The sequence below is a fragment of the Streptomyces megasporus genome (assembly GCF_000718985.1).
Classification (GTDB): Bacteria; Actinomycetota; Actinomycetes; order Streptomycetales; family Streptomycetaceae; genus Streptomyces; species Streptomyces megasporus.
On record NZ_JODL01000015.1, the window covers coordinates 59,651 to 79,492 of the forward strand.

The 19,842-nt window shown below is 73.6% G+C and carries 15 protein-coding genes and 1 tRNA gene; 6 read left to right on the plus strand and 10 right to left on the minus strand.

Going from position 1 to position 19,842, the window contains the following annotated elements:
* Positions 1-7: 7 nt before the first annotated feature.
* Positions 8-793, minus strand: a complete 786-nt coding sequence (locus IF47_RS0114575; protein ID WP_245641117.1) for a hypothetical protein — start codon at positions 791-793, stop codon at positions 8-10.
* Between the two features lie 299 nt (positions 794-1,092).
* Here IF47_RS0114575 and IF47_RS0114580 point away from each other — a divergent pair, with 299 nt between their 5' ends.
* On the plus strand, positions 1,093-1,416 hold the full coding sequence (locus IF47_RS0114580; RefSeq protein ID WP_031509198.1) for a DMT family transporter: 324 nt from the start codon (positions 1,093-1,095) through the stop codon (positions 1,414-1,416).
* A 79-nt stretch (positions 1,417-1,495) separates the two neighbouring features.
* On the opposite strand, the gene IF47_RS0114585 is transcribed toward IF47_RS0114580, so the two are convergent.
* Positions 1,496-2,176 (minus strand): enoyl-CoA hydratase-related protein, encoded by a 681-nt coding sequence (locus IF47_RS0114585; RefSeq protein WP_031509199.1) that lies wholly within the window; start codon positions 2,174-2,176, stop codon positions 1,496-1,498.
* Positions 2,177-2,453: 277 nt separating this feature from the next.
* Here IF47_RS0114585 and IF47_RS0114590 point away from each other — a divergent pair, with 277 nt between their 5' ends.
* Complete coding sequence (locus tag IF47_RS0114590; protein WP_078591825.1) at positions 2,454-3,794, plus strand: PP2C family protein-serine/threonine phosphatase; 1,341 nt, start codon at positions 2,454-2,456, stop codon at positions 3,792-3,794.
* A gap of 78 nt (positions 3,795-3,872) precedes the next feature.
* On the opposite strand, the gene IF47_RS28750 is transcribed toward IF47_RS0114590, so the two are convergent.
* From IF47_RS28750 to IF47_RS0114605, 3 genes are all read right to left on the minus strand, one after another.
* Positions 3,873-5,345 carry a DUF6882 domain-containing protein gene (locus IF47_RS28750; RefSeq protein ID WP_051717674.1) on the minus strand — a complete coding sequence of 491 codons (1,473 nt, stop codon included), beginning with the start codon at positions 5,343-5,345 and terminating at the stop codon, positions 3,873-3,875.
* A 151-nt stretch (positions 5,346-5,496) separates the two neighbouring features.
* Positions 5,497-6,033 (minus strand): MarR family winged helix-turn-helix transcriptional regulator, encoded by a 537-nt coding sequence (locus IF47_RS0114600; RefSeq protein ID WP_051717675.1) that lies wholly within the window; start codon positions 6,031-6,033, stop codon positions 5,497-5,499.
* A gap of 28 nt (positions 6,034-6,061) precedes the next feature.
* Complete coding sequence (locus tag IF47_RS0114605) at positions 6,062-7,753, minus strand: FUSC family protein (RefSeq protein WP_051717677.1); 1,692 nt, start codon at positions 7,751-7,753, stop codon at positions 6,062-6,064.
* A gap of 79 nt (positions 7,754-7,832) precedes the next feature.
* On the opposite strand from IF47_RS0114605, the gene IF47_RS0114610 reads away from it, so the two are divergent.
* On the plus strand, positions 7,833-8,501 hold the full coding sequence (locus IF47_RS0114610) for a class I SAM-dependent methyltransferase (RefSeq protein WP_031509204.1): 669 nt from the start codon (positions 7,833-7,835) through the stop codon (positions 8,499-8,501).
* A 23-nt stretch (positions 8,502-8,524) separates the two neighbouring features.
* Here IF47_RS0114610 and IF47_RS0114615 read toward each other — a convergent pair whose 3' ends face one another.
* Positions 8,525-9,193, minus strand: coding sequence for a lytic polysaccharide monooxygenase auxiliary activity family 9 protein (locus IF47_RS0114615; RefSeq protein WP_031509205.1), 669 nt, complete (start codon positions 9,191-9,193; stop codon positions 8,525-8,527).
* Between the two features lie 368 nt (positions 9,194-9,561).
* On the opposite strand from IF47_RS0114615, the gene IF47_RS0114620 reads away from it, so the two are divergent.
* The 3 genes from IF47_RS0114620 (at position 9,562) to IF47_RS0114630 (ending at position 12,125) form a co-directional block, all read left to right on the plus strand.
* On the plus strand, positions 9,562-9,999 hold the full coding sequence (locus tag IF47_RS0114620) for an archease (RefSeq protein ID WP_031509206.1): 438 nt from the start codon (positions 9,562-9,564) through the stop codon (positions 9,997-9,999).
* A gap of 226 nt (positions 10,000-10,225) precedes the next feature.
* Complete coding sequence (locus IF47_RS0114625; RefSeq protein WP_031509207.1) at positions 10,226-10,666, plus strand: DUF2267 domain-containing protein; 441 nt, start codon at positions 10,226-10,228, stop codon at positions 10,664-10,666.
* Positions 10,667-10,700: 34 nt separating this feature from the next.
* Positions 10,701-12,125 (plus strand): RtcB family protein, encoded by a 1,425-nt coding sequence (locus IF47_RS0114630; RefSeq protein ID WP_342667271.1) that lies wholly within the window; start codon positions 10,701-10,703, stop codon positions 12,123-12,125.
* 1,222 nt (positions 12,126-13,347) lie between these two features.
* Here the strand turns inward: IF47_RS0114630 and IF47_RS0114640 are convergent.
* The 4 genes from IF47_RS0114640 to tmk form a co-directional block, all read right to left on the minus strand.
* Positions 13,348-13,421, minus strand: a tRNA-Thr gene (locus IF47_RS0114640).
* A gap of 83 nt (positions 13,422-13,504) precedes the next feature.
* On the minus strand, positions 13,505-15,112 hold the full coding sequence (locus IF47_RS0114645) for an alpha/beta hydrolase (RefSeq protein ID WP_031509209.1): 1,608 nt from the start codon (positions 15,110-15,112) through the stop codon (positions 13,505-13,507).
* 117 nt (positions 15,113-15,229) lie between these two features.
* Complete coding sequence (locus IF47_RS0114650; protein ID WP_031509210.1) at positions 15,230-16,438, minus strand: DNA polymerase III subunit delta'; 1,209 nt, start codon at positions 16,436-16,438, stop codon at positions 15,230-15,232.
* 122 nt (positions 16,439-16,560) lie between these two features.
* Positions 16,561-19,722, minus strand: coding sequence for a dTMP kinase (gene tmk, locus IF47_RS0114655; protein WP_031509211.1), 3,162 nt, complete (start codon positions 19,720-19,722; stop codon positions 16,561-16,563).
* Between the last annotated feature and the right edge of the window lie 120 nt (positions 19,723-19,842).

Consider the following 19,842-nt stretch of genomic DNA (forward strand, 5'->3'; position numbering starts at 1 on the left):
GGCGCCGTCACCGCGCCGGCTGCTCCCGCCGGGTCCGGCGCCGGTGGAACAGCCAGGCCGCGTACGCCACGACCGACACCGCGACGATGGGCACGACCCACCACGGGAGGCCGAACCCCAGGGCGAGGAACCCCACGGCGAAGCAGGTGATCACCACGGTGCCGAGCAGCGGTTTGCCGAACGAGCGCCACCTGCCGGGCCGGTGGCCGCGGGCCACCGCCACCGCGCCGAACCCCAGCGCCAGGGCCGACAGGAGTCCCGCGAGCGTGCTGACGGCGGCCACCATCTGGGCGTCGTCGCGCGGCTCGTCGGAGGAGCTCTGCCGAACGCCGTCCTTGCCGATCACCACGACGTCGCCGCGCCAGACGGTGGCCGTGACCCGGTCCCCCGGCCGGAGCCGTTCGAGCAGCGGCCCCGGATCGCCGAACCCCACTTCCTCGTCCCCGAGGGGCGCGCCGTGCAGGAACGCCGTGTAACCGCCCCTCTTCTGCTTCTCGACCTCCGTGCTCTCGACGGTGAGGGGGACCGTGCGCAGGCAGTCCTCCCACTTCTCCGCCGTCGAGTGGGCGGGGCACGGCTCGGCCGCCGCGTAGTCCCGGTACCGCTCGGTGTAGGACGGCAGCCCGGTGGTGAAGGCGAAGTGGCAGGCCGACGCCGGGAGCAGGGAGAGGGCGACCAGCACCACACCCACGATCCGCTCTCCGATCGGGGCTCGTCGGGCGGGTCGGTCCCCGCTCGGCGGGGGCGGCGGCGATCCGCCCGCCCCGTGGCCCGTCCGCACCGTCGTCACCACTCGCCCCTCCTCGTCCGCCGCGAAGCCGTGCCGTCCGGGCGTCGCTTCGAATCCCCCGCCACAGCCTCCCCGACCGTGGGCGGGAGCACCACGGACGTGATGGGCAAACCGGGTTCGCTCCTCCCTGCCGGATTCCGGCAATCACCGTCCCCTCTCCGCGAGGCGCCGCGGCCGGTCCGTCCGCCCTGCTCGGCCTCCTCACCCGGCGCCCGTCGCGGAAACGGCCCGATGCCCGGGGGAGAAACCCCCTGTACGCTCCGCACTGGTACATACGTACACATCCGAGCGAGGACGGTCCCATGCCGTACGTGTTCCTGGTCCTGGCGATCGTGGCGGAGGTGGTGGGCACCAGCCTGCTCAAGGCCACCGAGGGCTTCACACGCCTGTGGCCGACGGTGGCGTGCCTGGCCTCCTACGGGGCGGCCTTCCTGGCCCTGGCCACGGCGATCGCCCGGGGCATGAACGTCGGTGTCGGATACGCCATGTGGTCCGGTCTGGGCACGACCCTGATCGTCCTGATCGGCGCCCTGTTCCTGAACGAGCCGCTCACCGCGGTGAAGGTCCTCGGCGTGGCCCTGGTGGTCGCGGGTGTCGTGGTGCTCAACCTGGAGGGCGCCCACTGAGCCGCCGAGGGGCGGCGCGCGGCGCACGCGGCGCCGAGGGGCCCTGACGGACCCTCGGCGACCGACGGACCGCGGCGGCTCAGCCGCCGAAGGAGAGCGGGATGTCCTTGTCGCGCAGCGCCTCGACGGCCGGCCCGTACATCCGGCTCTTGATCGTGCCGAGGGTGGTGCTCGCCTTGCCCGTCAGGGAGCGGGCGATCTCCAGGGCGGTCTCCCGGACGGCGTCCTCGGGCACCGCGCGGTCGACGATGCCGGCGGCGAGGGCGTCCCCACCGCCGTAGCGGCGGGCGCTGGTCATCGCCTCGTGGGCCGTCTGCGGGGTCAGACGGGCCTGGATGAGGGCGGACATGCCCGGCGTGAAGGGGATGTGGATGTCGGCCTCGGGCAGACACCAGAAGCCGCGGTCCTCGCGCATCACGCGGAAGTCGTGGGCCAGGGAGAACATCGCGCCGGCCGCGAAGGTGTGGCCCTGGAGGGCGGCCACGGTGATCACGGGCAGGGTCAGCGTCCGGGCCAGCAGCTCGTGGACGCTCGCGGCGTAGCTCTGGGCCTGGTCGGCGTGGGCGAAGAGCCAGTCGAGGTCGAGACCGTTGGAGTAGAACTTGCCGGTCGCCGTCGTGACCAGCGCGCGTGCGCCCTCCGCCTTCTCCACCTCGTCCAGCGCGGCGTCGACCGAGGCGATCCAGTCCGGGTGGAAGCGGTTCTCGTTGTCTCCGAGGTCGAGGACGAAGACGTCGTCCTGGCGCTCCAGCGTGGGCATGGGCAGCTCCTTCGGGCAGAGGACGGGACCGTCCGCTCACCGCGGACGAGAACCTACCGGCCGGTAACCTTTACGGCCGCATCCTACCCAGCCCACGCCGGGCGCGACCGGTCCGCACCCCCGCCCTTCCCCGGCCTCATCCCGGCTCCTCCCCGCCCTCCTCCCGACTCCGGGAACAGCGGACGGGTATAAGCGCCCCCGAGCGAGGAACCGGTCCACTCGACCCTCCGGCGCACCGCGCCGCAGGACGCCCGGCAGGCAGGGACGAGGAGACCTCATGGGCCAGAGCCAGGAACCACCGAGGCAGGACTGGCACCTGCCCGACGCCCGCCTCGGCCCCCGCCCCGACGCCGAGATGGAGCGGATCGGCGAGCAGCTCCGGGACCTGACGCGCGCCCAGGAGCGGTTGCAGAGCCTGTTGAGCGCCGTCATGTCCATCAGCCGGGAGCTGGAACTGCCCGTGGTGCTGCGCCGCATCGTCACCGCCGCGATGGAACTGGTCGACGCCCGTTACGGGGCCCTGGGCGTCCTGGACGAGGAGAAGAGGGAACTGGCGCGGTTCATCCCCGTGGGACTCAGCGAGGACGAGGAGGCCGCCCTGGCGGGCGTCGAACTCCCCCGCGGCCACGGCCTGCTCGGGCACCTGATCCACAACCCCGAGCCCATCCGGGTGGAGAACATCTCCTCCCACCCGCACTCCGTCGGCTTCCCGCCCGGCCACCCGCCGATGCGCACCCTGCTCGGCGTCGCGATCAGCGTGCGGGGCGAGATCTACGGGGACCTGTACCTGTCGGACAAGCGCGACGGCCGCCCCTTCGACGTCACGGACGAGAACATCGTCGTCGCCCTGGCCGGCGCCGCGGGGGTGGCCATCGAGAACGCCCGGCTGTTCGAGCAGGTGCGCTCCGGGGCCGAGAACTTCCAGCGCATGCTGCTGCCCCGACTGCCCGACCTGCGTCCGTTCACCGGCGCCGCCGTCTACCGGCCCGCCGCCGCCCCCGAACAGCTCGGCGGCGACTGGTACGACGTCATCCTGCTGCCCGACGACGCCTGCGCGGCCGTCATCGGAGACGTCGTCGGACACGATCTGCGGGCTGCGGCCACCATGGCCCAGACCCGCAACATGCTCCGCGCGCTCCTCTACGACCGGCGCACCCCGCCCAGCCTGGTCCTCACCCAACTCGACCGCACTCTGCACGCGATCACCGAGAACCCCGTGGCCACCGTCTGCCTGGTCCGCATCGAGCCGGGGGACGACGGCTGGACGCTGCGCTGGAGCAGCGCCGGGCACCTGCCGCCCCTGCTGATCCACCCCGACCGCCGGGCAGAGTACCTGCACGCCGACCCCGGCCTCCCCCTCGGCATCGATCCCGCGCAGCCCCGGCCCGACCACACCCGTCCCCTGCCGGAGCAGGCCACCGTGGTCCTCTTCACCGACGGGCTGGTCGAGCACCCCGGCCGCCCCATCGACGCGTGCATGGACGAACTCGCCCTGATCGCCGCCGCCCACGCCAATCTGCCGCCCGACGAGTTGTGCCGGGTCCTGGCCGACAACCACACCAGCGACGGCCACGACGACATCGCCGTTCTCGTCCTGCGCGTCCCCGGCCGCTCCTGACCGCTCCTGGCTCTTCCGGCGCTTCCGACGCTTCCGACGCCGACCCTCGGCCGGACCCGACCGAGGGCCGGCGCGCGGTCACGGTCGCGGCGCCGCCGCCATCCCCCACGAGGTGTCCGTGACGGTGCCGTCCGGGGCGAAGAACACCCGCACCTCGTACAGGCCCGTCACGCCGCTGAGGAAGTCCGGCTCGCCGTGGTGCCACACCTGCATGCCCGCCCGCTCGAAGTAGGCGACGGCCGCCTCGCGCATCACCCGGGGACGGTCCTCCGGCGGGGTGAGGCCCCTCAGCCAGCTCGCGCCCGCCCGGACCTCCTCGGCGGCCACCTCGGGGTTGACGGCCGGGGCGGGCAGCCGCGGGTCCTCGACGGCCAGGAACCGGTCGCCGACCGAGGTGAAGACCCGCCCCGAGACGCGAGCGCCGGTCCGGGCGAGGGCCACGGCGACGGACTCGGGAGCCGCGTACGGGCGCAGGTCCAGCCGGTCGGCCAGCTCCGGCAGGTCCACGCCGTCCGGCAGTCCGGCCGCCCGACGCAGCGCCTCGCGGACGTCCTCGGTGCCCGGAGCCCACTCGAACCAGAGCTCCTCCGGGCTGTACCGGCCCAACGGGCGGCACGCCAGGGCGCCGCCGGGGAACATCAGCAGGCCCGCCTCCGCGTCCCACCACGGCGCCCGGCCGTCGAAGGCCAGGTACTCGCCGGCGTACTCGACCATCCCCCGCGTGTCGCGCAGCGAGAAGGCGATCTCGCGCGTCACGACCGGCAGCAGCTCCGCCGGGAACAGCCGGTGGAGGGACCGCGGGTCGGGCCGGGGGTCGATCAACCGCTGCTCGGGAGCCGAAGCGGACAGCGGGACGCCCCCGTCCGGCCCGCTGACCTCCACGTTCACGACCGCGCCGCCGTCGCCCAGCCACACCGTGACCCGGTCGCCGTCGGGCAGCGTGCCCGCCACGGTGCCCGGACCGTACTCGGGCTCGACGTCGTGCCGGGCGAACCAGCCCTGCACCGCCTTCGGCCCCGCGCCGGGCAACAGCGCGGAGCCGTACCGCAGCGCGTGGGCCAGCCGCTCGGGGCGCGGCTCGGCCCGCGGCACGGTGGGGTCGTCGACGACGAGGAAGGCCCAGCCCCGCTCGTTGACGGCCGTCACCGCGGCGCCGCGCCCGTCGAGCAGTCCCACGCAGATCAGCAGCAGGTGGTCGGCGGCCGACCGGGCGTCGGGGAATCCGCTGAGGTCGAGCAGGGGGGTGGTGAGCTCGGGTATCCCCTGCCGTTCGCCGATCGCGCGCAGTTCCAGGGCCGCCGCCGTCCCCGGGGTGTCGGCTATGCCGTTGTTGGCCCAGGCCCACAGCCAGGTGCCGTCGGCGGCGTGGCTGGCCACGAGCTGCCCGGACAGGGCCACGCCGGACCGTCCCACCATGGGGACCTCCAAGTCGAACCGGGTCGGGCCGCGCGGCACGAGCCGGTCGAACAGGTCGATCTGTTCGATGGTCCAGGCGAGGTTGGGGCGGGCCTGCTTGAGCAGTTCGTCGCTGAAGGTGTCAGGGAGGGTCATGGTGACAATCGTGGTCGGGTGTCGGGGTACACAGAGCGGGACCCCTCCCGAGCCGCCCTCGGTTCCCCCGCGCCGGGCCCACCGCCTCGCGGACCGGCCCGACGAGCCGGAGGCCGGGCGCGCGGGGCGGACAAGACGGGGGCGGGGCGTCTCAGCTCCGCAGCCCGCCGAGCCGCCCCTCCAGCAGCACCAGGAGCTCCGCCAGGATCGCGGAGAGCTCGGCCCGCTGCCCGTCGGTGAGGCCGGACAGCAGCTCGGACTCGTACGCGAGCTGGTCGGGCAGCAGTCGATCGATGAGCTCGCGTCCCTCGTCGGACAGCGAGACCTCGGAGACGCGGCGGTCACGGGCGCTGGTGCGGCGCCCCACGAGCCCCCGTTCCTCCAGCAGACGCAGCCGCTTGGTGACCGCCGCGCCCGAGGCGAACGTCTCGCGGGCGATCTGTCCGGGGGTCATCGCCCGGTCCTCCCGCCGCAGCGTGGTGAGGATGTCGAACTCCGGACGCGCCAGCCCCTCCCGGACCAGCGGCGCCTCCTCCGCCTGCTGGAGCAGGGCGACGCAGCGGTTGAGCCGGCCGATCACCGCCATGGGGGCCGTGTCGAGTTCGGGGCGGACCTGCTGCCACTGCGACAGGACGCGCGCGACGATGTCCCTGGCGCTCCCGGCGTCCCTGCCGTCCTCCGCCGCCACGTGGTGCTCCTCCCGTCCGGGTCCGCGGTCAATTCTGCCGGTCGGTCGGCTCCGGCACGCGAGGGGCGTCCAGTCGGCGCCGGAGGTCGGCGAGCGCCCGGTGGCCCTCCCGCTCGGCGGTCGCGACCCGCTCCTGGGGCAGGGCGCGCAGCCACCACTCGCCGGAGGCGGTCTCCGCCGCGTCGCGCAACTCCACCAGGGCGGCGGTGAGCCGTCCCACGACCCGCTCCGCCTCCCGCCGCGCCTCGGGGGCGGCGGCGACCGGACGGAGGGCCTCCGCGCGCAGCCGCTCCACCTGCCGCAGGGCCCTCTCGACCCGTCCGCCGGTGGGGCGATTGGCCACCACCAGGCAGACCAGCACGCCCAGGACCGCGCCCAGCAGGCTGTCGATCAGCCGGTCGCCGATCAGCTCGCCGGCCGGGGCCTTCTCCCCGAACTCGGTCAGCAGCAGCGCCAGGGTCGTGACGCAGATGGTGCCGATCCAGTAGTTCCGGGGGATGAGGGCCTCGGCCCCGATCTGCGCCAGGAAGATCAGCAGGATCAGGGCGAGGTCCCCGGTGCGGGCCAGCGGCAGCACCAGGGCGAAGACCAGCACCCCGGGGAAACTGCCGAGGACGCGCTGTGCGGCGCGCTGCCAGGACAGGACGGTGTTCGCCTGGAAGACGGACGCCGCCATCACCACCGCCCAGTACGGGTGGCCGACGCCCAAGCCCAGCGACGCCCACCCCGCCAGGGAACATCCGATGGTCACGCGCAGCCCGATCGGCAGCAGCGGGGAGCCGGGACGCAGCCGGCGCAGCACGGCCCGCACGCCCCGCGGCCGGTGGGCGGCCCGTTCGACGGCGATGCCGGCCAGTTCGTCGCTCTGCTCGGCGGTGAGCGCCACCCGGGGCAGCGGCCGGTTCGTGCGCAGGTCGTGGGCCCAGACGGCCAGGCGTCCGGCCTCCGCCTCGGCCGCCGGCCCCGTCGAGCCGCGCGCCGGCGCCGCCTCGGCGCGCACCAGGAGACGTTCGAGGCCGGCGCGGGAGACGGCCGAGGCCGTGGAGCCCCCGCTGACCAGGAAGAGCGTGTGCCACGCCGCGTTGACCGCGGCGGCGGCCGCCCCTCGGGCCCGCGCGGTGGCGATGCGCTCCGGTCCGTGGGGTCGCACCAGACCCGGCGCCATGCAGACCAGCCACGCCACCGCGGCGCCCGCCAGCGCCAGGGCCATGTGGAAGGGGACGTCCGACAGCCGCTGAGGGAGGAAGAAGCCACTGGCGGCGATGAAGGTGAAGATCAGGTTGCCGGGCGGTCCGATGCGGGTCGCGTCGCAGAGCATCTTGTGCGCGGCGGCGACCAGCGCGGCGCCCAGCACCAGCACCGGTCCCGAGTCGGTCAGGGAAGCGGTGGTCAGCGCCACGCCGAAGCCCGCGAGCATGCCGACGATCACCCAGACCAGCGTCCGCGCCCTGGCGGCGTACGGGAGGCTGTGGGCGTACAGCGCGCACATCGAGCCGGCGGAGGTGTAGAGGGCCAGGTCGAGGCGGCCGATGACGAGCAGCACCAGTTGCGGGATCACCAGGGCGGTGGCCGCGCTGAACGCCGGCTTGTGCCAGATGTCGCTGCCCTTGCCGATCCGCGCGATGCCGCGGACGGGCAAGGGGCGTATGCGCCCGGTGAGCGGGGTTTCTCTCCCGGTCTTCTCGGTCGGTGTTTCCAGGACTGCCTCGGGATACTTCACTCGTAAAACATTAACCTATGTTTTACTCGTAAAAGAAATGTGCCACTTCCCTGGCGCACCCGACGGCACACTCGACCTCATGCCGTTCGACCACAACGACCACTACCACCGGTTGCTGCTGCGCCTGCTGCCCTCCGACTGCCGCACCGCCCTGGACGTCGGCTGCGGCACCGGGCGCTTCGCCCTCCGTCTCGCGGAACGGGGTGTCGAGGTCGACGCGATCGACGCCTCGGCGGAGGTGATCGAGGCCGCCCGCTCCCTGTCGCCGCCCCCGGGGACCGGCCGGCCCACACCGCGCTTCCGGCAGGCGGACGTCACCCGGACCGACCTGCCTCGGGAGCACTACGACTACGTCTCCTGCCTGGCGAGCCTCCACCACGTGCCGTTCGACACGGTCGCCGGGCTCCGTGACGCGCTGGCCCCCGGCGGCGTCCTGGTCGTCCTGGGCTGCTACCCGGAGGTCTCGAAGACCGACCGGGCCTGGAGCCTGGCCGCCGTCCCCGTCAACGCGGCGGCCAGGCTCGCGGTCGGCGCTCGGGAGCGGCTCCGCCCCGGCCGCGGCGACGCCCGAGGCGCCCGCGACGACGTCCGCGACGGCCTCGCCTCCGTCCGGGCGCCGGTGAGGCGTCCCGGAACACCGCTGACGGAGATCCGGCGGGAGGCCGCCGCCCTGCTGCCCGGATCGACCCTGCGCAGGCTTCTCTTCTGGAGGTACCTGCTGGTCTACCGCAAGCCCGGCGGCCACTGACGCGGGCCGCCGGGTCCGGTGGTTCAGGAGAAGTTCACGTCACTGCAGATGTAGTACACCTGGTCCGCGTGCGAGGCCTTCCAGATCGTGTACACGACGTGGTGTCCCCTGCGACCGGGAGCGCTGACGCCGACCCGGATGTCCGAGGTCGGGGCGTAGCGGCCGGTCTCCTCGATCAACTCCAGGTCGCCCCAGCCCAACCGCTGGGTGGTGGGGTCGAAGCCCTGCTTGGTGACGTAGATCCGGAGGTAGTCCGCTCCGTGCCGGGCCTGGTCGTGCAGGTGCACGGTGAAGTCGGTGCCGACGTTCGTCTTCCGCCACGGGCCGGGGACGTCCATCGACTTGTAGCGACCGTTCTCGGTGTGGCCCGCGCTGCACAGTTGTCCGTCCGGGATGAACGCCCGGTGGTTGCCTCCGACGTTCTCCCGGTACAGGCCGTTCCAGTTCCACATGGCGTTGGTGTCGTCCTGCCACGCCTGCCAGCACATGGGGTCCTGCTGCCGCATGGTCGGGTTCTGGAAGTCGCTCCCCCAGCGCTGCCAGCAGCCGTAGTTGCGGGAGGCGGGGTCGATGACGGACCCGTGGGCGGACGCGGTGTCGGTCCAGGGCACCAGCCCGACCACGACGGCGGCCAACACGGCGAGGGCACGGAGCACCCACCGGGGCGCTAAGGCATGATCATGACAATTCATGGGGGGTTCCACCTTACTGTTCGAGGGTGTGCGGCTTTCACCTGGGAGCGCTCCCATTGGCTGTGAATGCGTTACCCCCGGCCATATGGCCGAAACATGTTCGACAGAAATTCGACAGAAATCCACGCGCCGACCCGCTCCGGGATCTTCCTGAGCGTCCCGGAGGAACGGCTTCCGCTTCCCCGCGCGCGACGACCGTCACCCCCGCACCCGGCTCGCGTCCACCCCCAGGACGTCCGCCAGGGCCGGATGGACGCGGCCCGGATCGATCGTCGTGATCTCGTACCGGGCGACGCCCGCCGCGCGGCGGAAACGGTTCGGCGGGGCGACGATGGAGGCACGGGCCGCGGCACGAGAGGAACCGGACCATGACGCGACCGGAGCGCGCGGCGCCGCGCGGCGGACACCGCGGCGTCCCGCACACCGCCGACGTACGGGTGGAGGCGTGGGCCCCGACCCGTGAGGAGTGCCTGGCGCATGCGGTGCGCGGCGCCTGCGAGTCCTTCCTGGACCTGACGGACGCGGTCGCCGTCCGCCGGCGAGACGTCGAGGTGCGGGCGGACGCCGACGAGGACCTGCTGGTGGCCCTGCTGGACGAGGTCGTGTACCGGCTCGACGCCGACGGCGAGGTCCCGGTCGGCGTCGAGCTGGAACCCGTCCCCGGCGGACTGCGGACCGAACTCCACATGGCCGACGCCGACACGCTCCCGGTGACGGGGGCGGCGCCGAAGGCGGTCACGCTCCACGGACTGCGCCTCGCCGACGGCCCGGACGGCTGGACGTGCTCCGTGACGCTCGACGTCTGAGGAACGTCCGAGAGGTGCCCGAGGGGCGTCCGAGGACGGAAGGACGGCTCCGGCTGCCGGCCGCCCCCGTCCGCAATACCCTGGACAGCGGAGCGGGACAAAGCCTTTGTTTCTCCGCGTTCCACCCGCATCACATCCAAAAGAGGGCAGCACAGCCACACGGGACGCGCTTCGGGCGCGCCGGCCGCTCCACGTCCCACGACCCCGCGCACGAGGGGAAAGACCCATGTCCGCCACGCACACGGCCGAGTTCGAGCACGTCATCCACACGGCGAACATCTGGTTGAAGGCGGTGACGAAGGCTCTGGGAACCGAGGATCGCCACCTCGCCCGCCGGGCCCTGCGCGCCTGGCTGCACACCTTCCGCGACCGGCTCACCGTCGACGTCGCGGCACATTTCGCGGCCCAGTTGCCCGAGTTGCTGCGCGGCGTCTACTACGACGGCTGGGTGCCCAGCAGCGTCCCGGTCAAGTACGACCGCGAGACGTACGTGAACCGCTTCGCGCAGGAGGCGAAGGTCGCCGTCGAGGACGTTCCCCGGATCGTCCCGGCGGTCACCGCCGTCGTGCGCGAGCACGTCTCGCCCGGCCAGCTCGACAGGGCGCTCGACCAACTGCCGCAGGACGTCCGCGCCCTGCACGAGCGGGTCCCGGTGCCGGCCGGCTGAACGGAACCACCCGCGGAACACCCGGAGGGAAGCCGTGGACATCTCCCTGGTGGAGGAGACCCCGTTCCGGTTCCGCATCGAGCCGCGGGGCCCGATGCGCGTGCCCGGTGTCGTGTTCGCGACGTCCGAGCTGCTGCCACAGGCGGCGAGCGGCGAGGCGCTGGAGCAGGTGGCGAACGTGGCGACCCTGCCCGGCGTCGTCCGCGCGTCCTACGCCATGCCCGACGTGCACTGGGGGTACGGCTTCCCCATCGGCGGGGTGGCCGCGACGGACATCGACACAGGCGGCGTGGTCTCGCCCGGCGGGGTGGGCTTCGACATCTCCTGCGGCGTCCGGCTGCTCGCCGCCGACATCGACCGCGACGGACTCGAACCCCACCTGCGGGCACTGATGGACGTCCTCGGCGACACCATCCCGCGCGGCATGGGACGCGGTGGCCTGTGGCGGCTCTCCGGACGCGCGGAGATGGAGAAACTGCTGGTGGGCGGTGCCGGATACGCCGTCGAACACGGCCACGGCGTACCGCGCGACCTGACCTTCTGCGAGGACGAGGGGGCGCTGGAGGAGGCCGACCCGTCCCAGGTGGGGGCGCGGGCCGTGGAGCGTGGACTCCAACAGGTGGGCAGCCTGGGCTCGGGCAACCACTTCCTGGAGGTGCAGGCCGTGGACCGGGTGTACGACGAGAAGGCCGCGTCCGCCTTCGGCCTCCGCCCCGGCGGGGTGTGCGTGATGATCCACTGCGGCTCGCGGGGCCTGGGCCACCAGGTGTGCACCGACCACGTCCGCACCATGGACCGCTCGCTGGGCCGGTACGGCATCTCCCTCCCGGACCGGCAACTGGCCTGCGCCCCGGTCGACTCCCCCGAAGGGCGGGCCTACCTGGGCGCGATGGCCGCCGCCGCCAACTACGCCCGCGCCAACCGGCAGTTGCTCACCGAGGCCGTACGCCGCGCGTTCGCCACGACGGCGGGCGTGGGGGTGGACCTGGTCTACGACGTCTCCCACAACATGGCGAAGATCGAGACCCACCGGGTGGACGGCGCGTCGCGCCGGCTCTGCGTCCACCGCAAGGGCGCCACCCTGGCCCTGCCGCCCGGCGACCCCGACCTGCCGGAGGAGATCTCCGAGGCCGGGCAGCCGGTCCTGGTCCCCGGCACCATGGGCACCGCCTCGTACGTGTTGGTCGGCGAGAAGGGGAACGACGCGTTCCACTCCGCCTGCCACGGCGCGGGGCGGGTGTGGAGCCGTCACCAGGCCCTGCGCGAGGTCCGCGGGGAGGCCCTCCGCGACGCCCTGGAGTCCAGGGGCATCGCCGTCCGCCCCTCCTCCTGGCGCGGTCTCGCCGAGGAGACGCCCGAGGCGTACAAGGACGTCGACGCGGTCGCCGCCGCCACCGAGGGCGCCGGCCTCGCCCACGTGGTCGTCCGTCTGGTGCCGCTCGGCGTCGTCAAGGGCTGACCCCACCGGCTCGCGCCGCACCGGCATCACCACAAAGCCCTGTCGGACCCTCCGACCGAGGTCGGACACGAGACCAGAGCCGGTGGAGGTCTGTCACGACCTCCCGTGGAGCCGTCCCGGGGCTGGTTCCGACGTCACCACCTGTCGTTCGTCTCCCACCAACCGGGAGAGCGCTCGGGCAGCTTCGCCGGCGGCGGCTTGAGAGCTCGGACTCTCGGCGTCGGCGGTGCCTTGACGATCGCGGGTTTCGGTGTGCTCTGGAGCGGTCTGGTCCCGACCGGCGACCTCGGCTTGGCCACACGCCGGGAGCTTTCCTTCACAGGGCCCTGTCCCTGCGGGGTCCTTCCGCGATCGCCTTGACGCGTGGACGCGGCCGAGGGTACGGCCCATCTCCCGCAGGAGACGCAACGCGCCTTGGCGTTGTCCATGACAACGCCACAGTGTCCACAGATCCAGAACTTCGACGGCGTCTTCCGCGGGTGCTTCGCCGCGCGAGGTCGGCTCGTCCCAGGTTTCTTCTCCACGGGCGCGCTCCGCCGCCTGGGGCCGCTCCGTTGGGACGTGGTGCGTGCCGACTGGTCCGTGCGCTCCGCGGCCTTCCGCTCCTTGCGCTGCTGTTTGGCCAACTCTCGGCGCTTCTCCCGCTCTGCCTGTGCGATCGCGAGTTCCCGCGCATGCTGGTTGGCCCGGTGACAGTGGTAGCAGTAGTCGTAGCCGGGAAACGTCGGCCCACTGCATTCAGCGGCGGCACATACCCCTGCTCGCACGCCCATCCCCCCTCGGATGCCTTGCGGCCGCGCTGGGACAGCCCGACGGAGTCGTGCCGGTCCAGTGGCCGTTCCGATCGCCGACACCCGCGCTCCGGTGAGGGTTGGCGACTGACGGCGGCGACGTCCCGCAGGCCGCCAGGACAAGTAGAAGCGATTTCCGCTGCCGGAGCCACAGGATTCGACAACTTGCCGTTCCTTTGCCGGCATCCGTCCGGCCGCCGGCCCTCCAGACCTGACGGCGGGTGGCAGGGTTCCGGTCCTCCAACCGTGCACGCCACGACCCCGCTCACACAGGAGGCCGTACGGCGCATGGGTGACGCTCTCTGGCCGCAGACCGAGACCAGGACCGAGACCAGCACGACCACGCAGGCCCACGCCCGGCTCCGTCGCCACAGGATCGGGTAACGGAGAAGGGCCCAGGTCACCGGGGTGACCTGGGCCCTTCCAGGGTGAGCCGCCTGAGGGAATCGAACCCTCGACCTACGCATTACGAGTGCGTCGCTCTGGCCGACTGAGCTAAGGCGGCAGTGCGTGCGGCGGGGCCGCAGCGCGGTTAAGTCTACACAGTGTGCGGGAGTGCTCCGTACCGGATTCGGGTCCGGGCCCGGGTCAGGAGCACTTCGTCCCGTCCTTCGGCACCGTGCCGCGGATCAGGTAGTCGTTGATCGCCGAGTCGACGCAGTCGCTGCCGCGCACGTATGCCGTGTGGCCGTCGCCGTCGTACGTCAGGAGGGTCGCCGAGGAGAGCTGGCCGGCCAGTCCCTCGGCCCACTTGTAGGGGGTGGCCGGGTCGCGGGTGGTGCCGACGACCAGGATGGGCGCCGCGCCCTTCGCCTCGATGCGGCGGGGCTCGCCGGTGGGCTCGTGCTGCCAGTAGGTGCAGTTCAGGGCGGACCAGGCGAAGTTGCGGCCGAAGACCGGGGAGTGCTTCCGGAACTCCGCGACGGCCCTCTTCGCCTCGGCCGGGCTCTCGAAGGGGGCGGGGAGGTCGATGCAGTTCACGGACGCGTTGGCGTACATGATGTTGCCGTAGGAGCCGTCCGCGTCCCGCTCGTAGTAGTCGTCGGCCAGCGAGAGCAGCTCCGCGCCGTCGCCGTCCTTCATGGCGGAGGCGAGCGCCGTGCGCAGCTTCGGCCAGTAGTACTCCGTGTACATGGCGTTCAGCACGCCGACGGTGCCCAGCGACTCGGTCAGCCTGCGCGACTCGCCCGTCTCCAACGGCCGGGCGTCCAGGCGCTCCAGGAAGGCGCCCAGCCGCCGCTCGGCGTCCTTGACGCTCTTGGTGCCCAGTGGGCAGTCCCGCTGCTTCACGCAGTCCTCGGCGAAGGCGGTGAAGGCGGTGTCAAAGCCCGCCGTCTGGTCGCGGTTGAGCTGCTCGGAGGAGAGCGAGGGGTCCATCGCGCCGTCCAGGACGAGCCGGCCGACGCGGGACGGGAAGAGCCCGGCGTAGGTGGCGCCGAGGTAGGTGCCGTACGAGGCGCCGACGTAGGTGAGCCTGTCGTCGCCGAGCACCTCCCGCAGGACGTCCATGTCGCGGGCGGCCTCCACGGTCGAGACGTGGCCGAGCAGCTTGCCCGCCTGCTTCTCGCACCCCTTGGCGAACTTCTCGTAGGCGGCGGTCAGCTTCTCGATCTCGCCTTGGTCGTCCGGGGTGACGTCGGTCAGGGTGTAGGCGTCCATCTCCTTGTCGCTCAGGCACTCGATGGGCTCGCTGCGCGCCACGCCGCGCGGGTCCATGCCGACGATGTCGTACCGGGCACGCACCGGGGCCGGGTAGCCGATGCCCGCCGCGAGCTGGACGTAGTCGACGGCGGAGCCGCCGGGACCGCCGGGGTTGACGTGCAGGGAACCCAGGCGCTTGCCCGGCCCGGATGCCTTCTTCCGGGTGACCGCCAGGTGGAGGTCCTCATCCCGGTTCGGACTGTCGTAGTCCAGCGGCACTCTGAGCTTGCCGCACTGGAAGCCGGGGACACCGCAGTCCTTCCAGGTCAGCTTCTGCTCGTAGTACGGCTTGAGGTTCGCCGGGATCTCCTCCGGCAGCGCCTCCAGCAACGTGGCGTTCCGGGCCGCGCGGTCGTCCGAGAGCCGCGGGGACGGCTCGGCGGCGCTGGGGCTGCGCTCGGGGTCGGGAGCGCCGGAATCGGAGCATCCCGACAGCAACAGCGCGGTCGCCGCGAGCGCGACGCCACCGGTACGGAGCAGACGCCTGGTGTCCATGCCCCGGAGCGTATACGGGCCAGGGCCGAACGGGCGTGAGCCGCCGCCGGAAGGGGAAGCCCGCGCGTCAGTCACGCGAAGGGAGAGGCCCGCGCGTCAGTGGCGCCGCCGGCCGCGTCAGCCCGCGCGGAGCGCCACCGTCATCGCCTCCACGGCGAGCAGCGGCGCCACGTTCCGCTCGATGGCGCGACGGCACTCCAACACGGCCTCCACGCGGCGCAGCGTCTGTTCCGGACGGGTGGTGGTGGCGATCCGCTCCACCGCGTCCCGGACGTCCTCGTTGGCGATGGCGACCGGCGAGCCGAACTGCCGGGCCAGCACATCGCGGTAAAAGGCCGTGAGGTCCACCAGGGCGAGGTCGAGGGAGTCGCGCTTGGCGCGGGTGGCTCGACTCTTCTGGCGGTCCTCCAGTTCTTTCATCACGCCGGCCGTGCCGCGTGGCAGTCGGCCGCCCTCGGAGGCGCCGAGCGCGGCGCGCATCTCCTCCGTCTCCTTGGCGTCGACCTCCTCGACGGATTCCTTGGCGTCCTCGTTCGCCGCGTCGATCAGTTCCTGCGCGGCCCGCAGGGCGTCCCCGATCTGTTCGATGCGGGTGGGGATGCGCAGGACGGCGGCCCGGCGGGCGCGGGCCCGCTCGTCGGTGGCCAGCCGGCGGGCCCGGTCGATGTGGCCCTGGGTGGCGCGGGCGGCGGTGGCGGCCACGTCCGGTTCGATGCCGTCGCGCCGGATCAGCATGTCGGCGACGGCGTCCACCGGCGGGGTGCGCAGGACCAGGTGACGGCAGCGGGAGCGGATCGTCGGCAGGACGTCCTCGACGGAGGGCGCGCACAGCAGCCACACCGTGCGGGGCGCGGGCTCCTCGACGGTCTTGAGGAGGACGTTCGCCGCGCTCTCCGTCAGCCGGCCGGCCTCTTCCAGGACCACCACCTGCCAGCGCCCCCCGGACGGGGAGAGTTGGGTGCGGCGCACCAGTTCACGGGTGACGTCGGCGCCGAGGCTGAGCCGGTCGGTGCGGACGATCTCGACGTCGGCGTGCGTGCCGATCAGGGCGGTGTGGCAGCCGTCGCAGAAGCCGCAGCCGGGCGCGCCGCCCAGCGCGCGGTCGGGGCTGACGCACTGCAGGGCGGCGGCGAAGGCACGGGCGGCGGTCGACAGGCCGGAACCGGGCGGGCCGGTGAACAGCCAGGCGTGGGTCATCGCCGAGCCGGACAGCTCGGGTTCGACGCCGGACGCGGCGGCCGTGACGTAGGCGTCCGCGTCACGGGCGGCGGCGACGAGCTGCTCCACGACCCTGTCCTGCCCGACCAGGTCGTCCCATACGGCCATGGCTCCACCGCCCTCCTTCCCGTGTCGCGTCGGCGTCGTTCATTGTTCCGTACGACACCGACAACCGCGGACAGCCAACGACAACCGCCGGCAGCCACCGGCCGCGGCGCGGGATCCGGCGCTCAGCCCCGACCGCCCCGGCGGTGTCCCTCGTCCTCGTCGGAGTTCTCGTCCCCGACCCATTCCTGGCGGGGGCCGAGCAGTTCGTCGGCGAGGGTGGGCAGGTCGTCCATCGGCGTCTCCTCCGCCCACTCGGGGCGGCGTCGGGGGCGGCCCCGCTCGTCGACCTGCGGCAGTTCCCGCGTGCGCTCCTCCCCCTCCGGCACGTTCCCGCCGGCGCCGGGCTCCGCCGGGTGGTACGGCCACGGCGTCCGGGGGTCGCCCTGGGCGGGAGCGTCGGGCCGGACCTGCGGCAGGACGGCCGTCTCCTCGGCGTCCGGGCCGGACGGCGGGACGGGCGGCTGGGCCTGCGGCAGCGTGATCGTGTCCTCCGCGTCCGGCTGCGGGATCTGCGGCAGGACGGCCGTCTCCTCGGCGTCGGGGTCGGCGGGCGTCTCGTCCTTGCGGAGCGAGTGCCGCTGCTCCGGTCGGTCGTCGGGCCGGGTGTCGGGCCGGTCGCCGGGGCGGTCGTCCTTGCGGAGCGAGAGCCTGCGCCGCTGCTCCTCCTCGGCGGCCCGGCGGGCCTCCTCGGCACGGAGCAGCGCCTCCTCGGCCCTGCGCTGCTTCTCCAGGCGACGCTCCTCGGCCTCGGCCCGCAGCCGGGCCTCCTCCTCGGCGAGACGGCGCCTGCGTTCCTCCTCCTCGCGCCGGGCACGCTCCTCGGCCTCCCGCCGGGCGCGCTCCTCCGCCGCCAGGCGGCGGGCCTCCTCGGCACGGAGACGAGCCTCCTCGGCCTGACGCAGTTCCTCGCGCCGACGGGCCTCCTCTTCCTCGCGTCGGCGGCGCTCCTCCTCCTCGGCGCGGAGGCGGGCCAGTCGCTCCTGGCGCTCGCGTTCCAGGCGCTCCTCCTCGGCCTTGCGGGCGGCCTCTTCCTCCGCGCGGCGACGGGCCTCCTCCTCGGCGCGCTTGCGGGCCTCCTCGCGGGCGGCGATCTCGGCCTCGGAGAGCGGCAGCATCCGGTCGAGCCGGTGGCGCACGACGGTGGTGATCGCCTCGGGTTCCAGACCGGCGTCCACCACCAGGTAGCGGGTGGGGTCGGCGGCGGCCAGGGCGAGGAAGCCGGCGCGGACCCGCTGGTGGAACTCGGTGGACTCCGACTCCAGCCGGTCGGGTGCCTCGGTGAACCGCTCGCGGGCGGTCTCGGGCGAGATGTCCAGCAGCACGGTCAGGTGCGGGACGAGTCCCTCGGTGGCCCAGCGGGAGATGCGGGCGACCTCCGTGGGCGACAGGTCGCGTCCGGCGCCCTGGTAGGCGACGGAGGAGTCGACGTAGCGGTCGGAGATGACGACCGCGCCGCGCTCCAGGGCGGGCCGCACCACCGACTCGACGTGCTCGGCGCGGTCGGCGGCGTAGAGCAGGGCCTCGGCGCGGTGCGACAGTCCGGCCGAGGAGACGTCGAGCAGGATCGAGCGCAGGCGCTTGCCGATCGGGGTGGCGCCCGGCTCGCGGGTGACCACGACCTCGTGTCCCTTGGCGCGGATCCACTCGGCCAGCGCCTCCACCTGCGTGGACTTGCCGGCGCCGTCCCCGCCCTCCAGGGCGATGAAGAAACCGTTCGGCGCAGGGGCGGGGCGCGGTTCGGCGCCGCCGCCGAGCGCGTCGCGCAGGTCGCGCCGCAGCGGCACGCCCTGCCGGTCGTCGAGGCGGACCAGGACCAGGGCGGCCACCGGCAGCAGCAGCGCGCCGACGAGCATCAGCGTGAAGGCGGCGCCGCCGTGGTCGAAGACGAAGTCGCCGTTGACGACCCGGTGCGGCCCGATGAGGGCGGCCAGCACGGGCGCGACGATGGCGGCGAGCGCGATGCCGACCCGGACGACCGCGTTCAGGTGGTCGGTCGTCCGGGCGCGGCGGGACTCCTCGGTCTCCTCGTCCAGCAGGGTGTGGCCGGTGTTCGCGGCGACCCCGGCGGCCAGGCCCGCGAGCAGGAGCAGCAGCAGGACGGTCGTGGTGTCGGGGGTCAGCCCGGCCGCGAGCAGCGCCAGGCCGGTCAGCGCCGTGGCCAGGGCGAGCATCCGACGCCGGGACAGGGCGGGCAGGACGCGCGATGCCCGCCGGATGCCGACGCCGGTGCCGCCGGTCAGCGCGAGGACGAACAGGCCGAAGAGGACCGGCCCGCCACCGAGGTCGGCGGCGTGCAGCGCGGCGAGCGCCGCGGCGGCGGCGATGGCGGCGGCGACGCAGCCGCAGGTGAGGACGAGCAGCGGCGCGGCGCCGGTGCGGCCCTTGTCCACCGCCTTGCGCGCGCCCTTGTCGCCCTTCTCGACCGTGCCGATCCGGGGCCGGCGCAGGCCCTCCAGCGGGGAGCGGGGACGCGGGGTGGCGCCACCGGGGAGGCGCAGGAAGTACTGCAGGCAGATCGCCGCGGCGAACAGGCCCGCGGAGGCGTACGACGCCAGAGCCGCCTGGTGGGTGGTGAACCACGCGACGCCCGCGCCCAGCAGGTTGCTCACCAGCGTGACCGCGACCAGCGTCGCGGCGGCCAGCGGGACGGCGACGAAGCCCGTCCGCAGCCACAGGCGGCGCAGCGCGTCGTGGTGGTCCGGCAGGGGGCGCACGGCGGCGCCCTCGGGCGGCGGCGCGGGCAGGAGGGTGGGGGCGGTGCTGTCCTTGGCCACGGCCCGGAAGCGCTCGGCGACGCCGAGGAGGAAGACGGTGACCAGCAGGAACGCGAACGCCTGGTCCGGGGTCCAGTCGATCCACAGCGGCGCGACGACCATCAGCGCCAGCCGCACGCCGTCCGCGCCGATCATGGTCCAGCGGCGGTCGAGCGCGCCGGAGGAGTCGGCGGTGAGCGAGGAGAGCGGGCCCAGCAGGACGGCGCCGAACAGCAGTGTGGCCAGCAGTCGGACGCCGAGGACGGCGGCGACGGAGAGGGCCACCCCGCGGTAGCCGCCGCCCAGGACGGGGTCGCCTCCCATGGCGGGCACCACGATGGCCGCCTGGAGCGCGAGGAGGATCAGGACGAGCAGGGCGAGTGCGTCGCCGACGCCGGCGGCGAGTTGCCCGCCCCACAACCGCCGCAGGGGGGCATGCCTCAGCAGGGCCCGTACGGCGCGCTCGCGGGAGTCCGCGGCCAGGGCGTCGGAGGTGGGGGGCACGACCGGTGGCTGCTCTGCACGCGTCATTCCGCCAGCCTAGCGGGCGGAAACACCGGAGCGACGGACCACTCCGAACACGCGAGCGATGTCGCCCGGTCCGTGTGGAACGATCCGCCGCGTTCGCCTCCCGGCGTGCCGTCCTCCCGA

Bases quoted from the DNA above. Each gene is read 5' to 3' on its own strand.
- IF47_RS0114645 (WP_031509209.1), bottom strand. From the start codon at position 15,112: ATGGACACCAGGCGTCTGCTCCGTACCGGTGGCGTCGCGCTCGCGGCG.
- IF47_RS0114625 (WP_031509207.1), top strand. From the start codon at position 10,226: ATGTCCGCCACGCACACGGCCGAGTTCGAGCACGTCATCCACACGGCG.
- IF47_RS0114610 (WP_031509204.1), top strand. From the start codon at position 7,833: ATGCCGTTCGACCACAACGACCACTACCACCGGTTGCTGCTGCGCCTG.
- IF47_RS28750 (WP_051717674.1), bottom strand. From the start codon at position 5,345: ATGACCCTCCCTGACACCTTCAGCGACGAACTGCTCAAGCAGGCCCGC.
- IF47_RS0114620 (WP_031509206.1), top strand. From the start codon at position 9,562: ATGACGCGACCGGAGCGCGCGGCGCCGCGCGGCGGACACCGCGGCGTC.
- IF47_RS0114590 (WP_078591825.1), top strand. From the start codon at position 2,454: ATGGGCCAGAGCCAGGAACCACCGAGGCAGGACTGGCACCTGCCCGAC.
- tmk (WP_031509211.1), bottom strand. From the start codon at position 19,722: ATGACGCGTGCAGAGCAGCCACCGGTCGTGCCCCCCACCTCCGACGCC.
- IF47_RS0114580 (WP_031509198.1), top strand. From the start codon at position 1,093: ATGCCGTACGTGTTCCTGGTCCTGGCGATCGTGGCGGAGGTGGTGGGC.
- IF47_RS0114615 (WP_031509205.1), bottom strand. From the start codon at position 9,193: ATGAATTGTCATGATCATGCCTTAGCGCCCCGGTGGGTGCTCCGTGCC.
- IF47_RS0114585 (WP_031509199.1), bottom strand. From the start codon at position 2,176: ATGCCCACGCTGGAGCGCCAGGACGACGTCTTCGTCCTCGACCTCGGA.
- IF47_RS0114650 (WP_031509210.1), bottom strand. From the start codon at position 16,438: ATGGCCGTATGGGACGACCTGGTCGGGCAGGACAGGGTCGTGGAGCAG.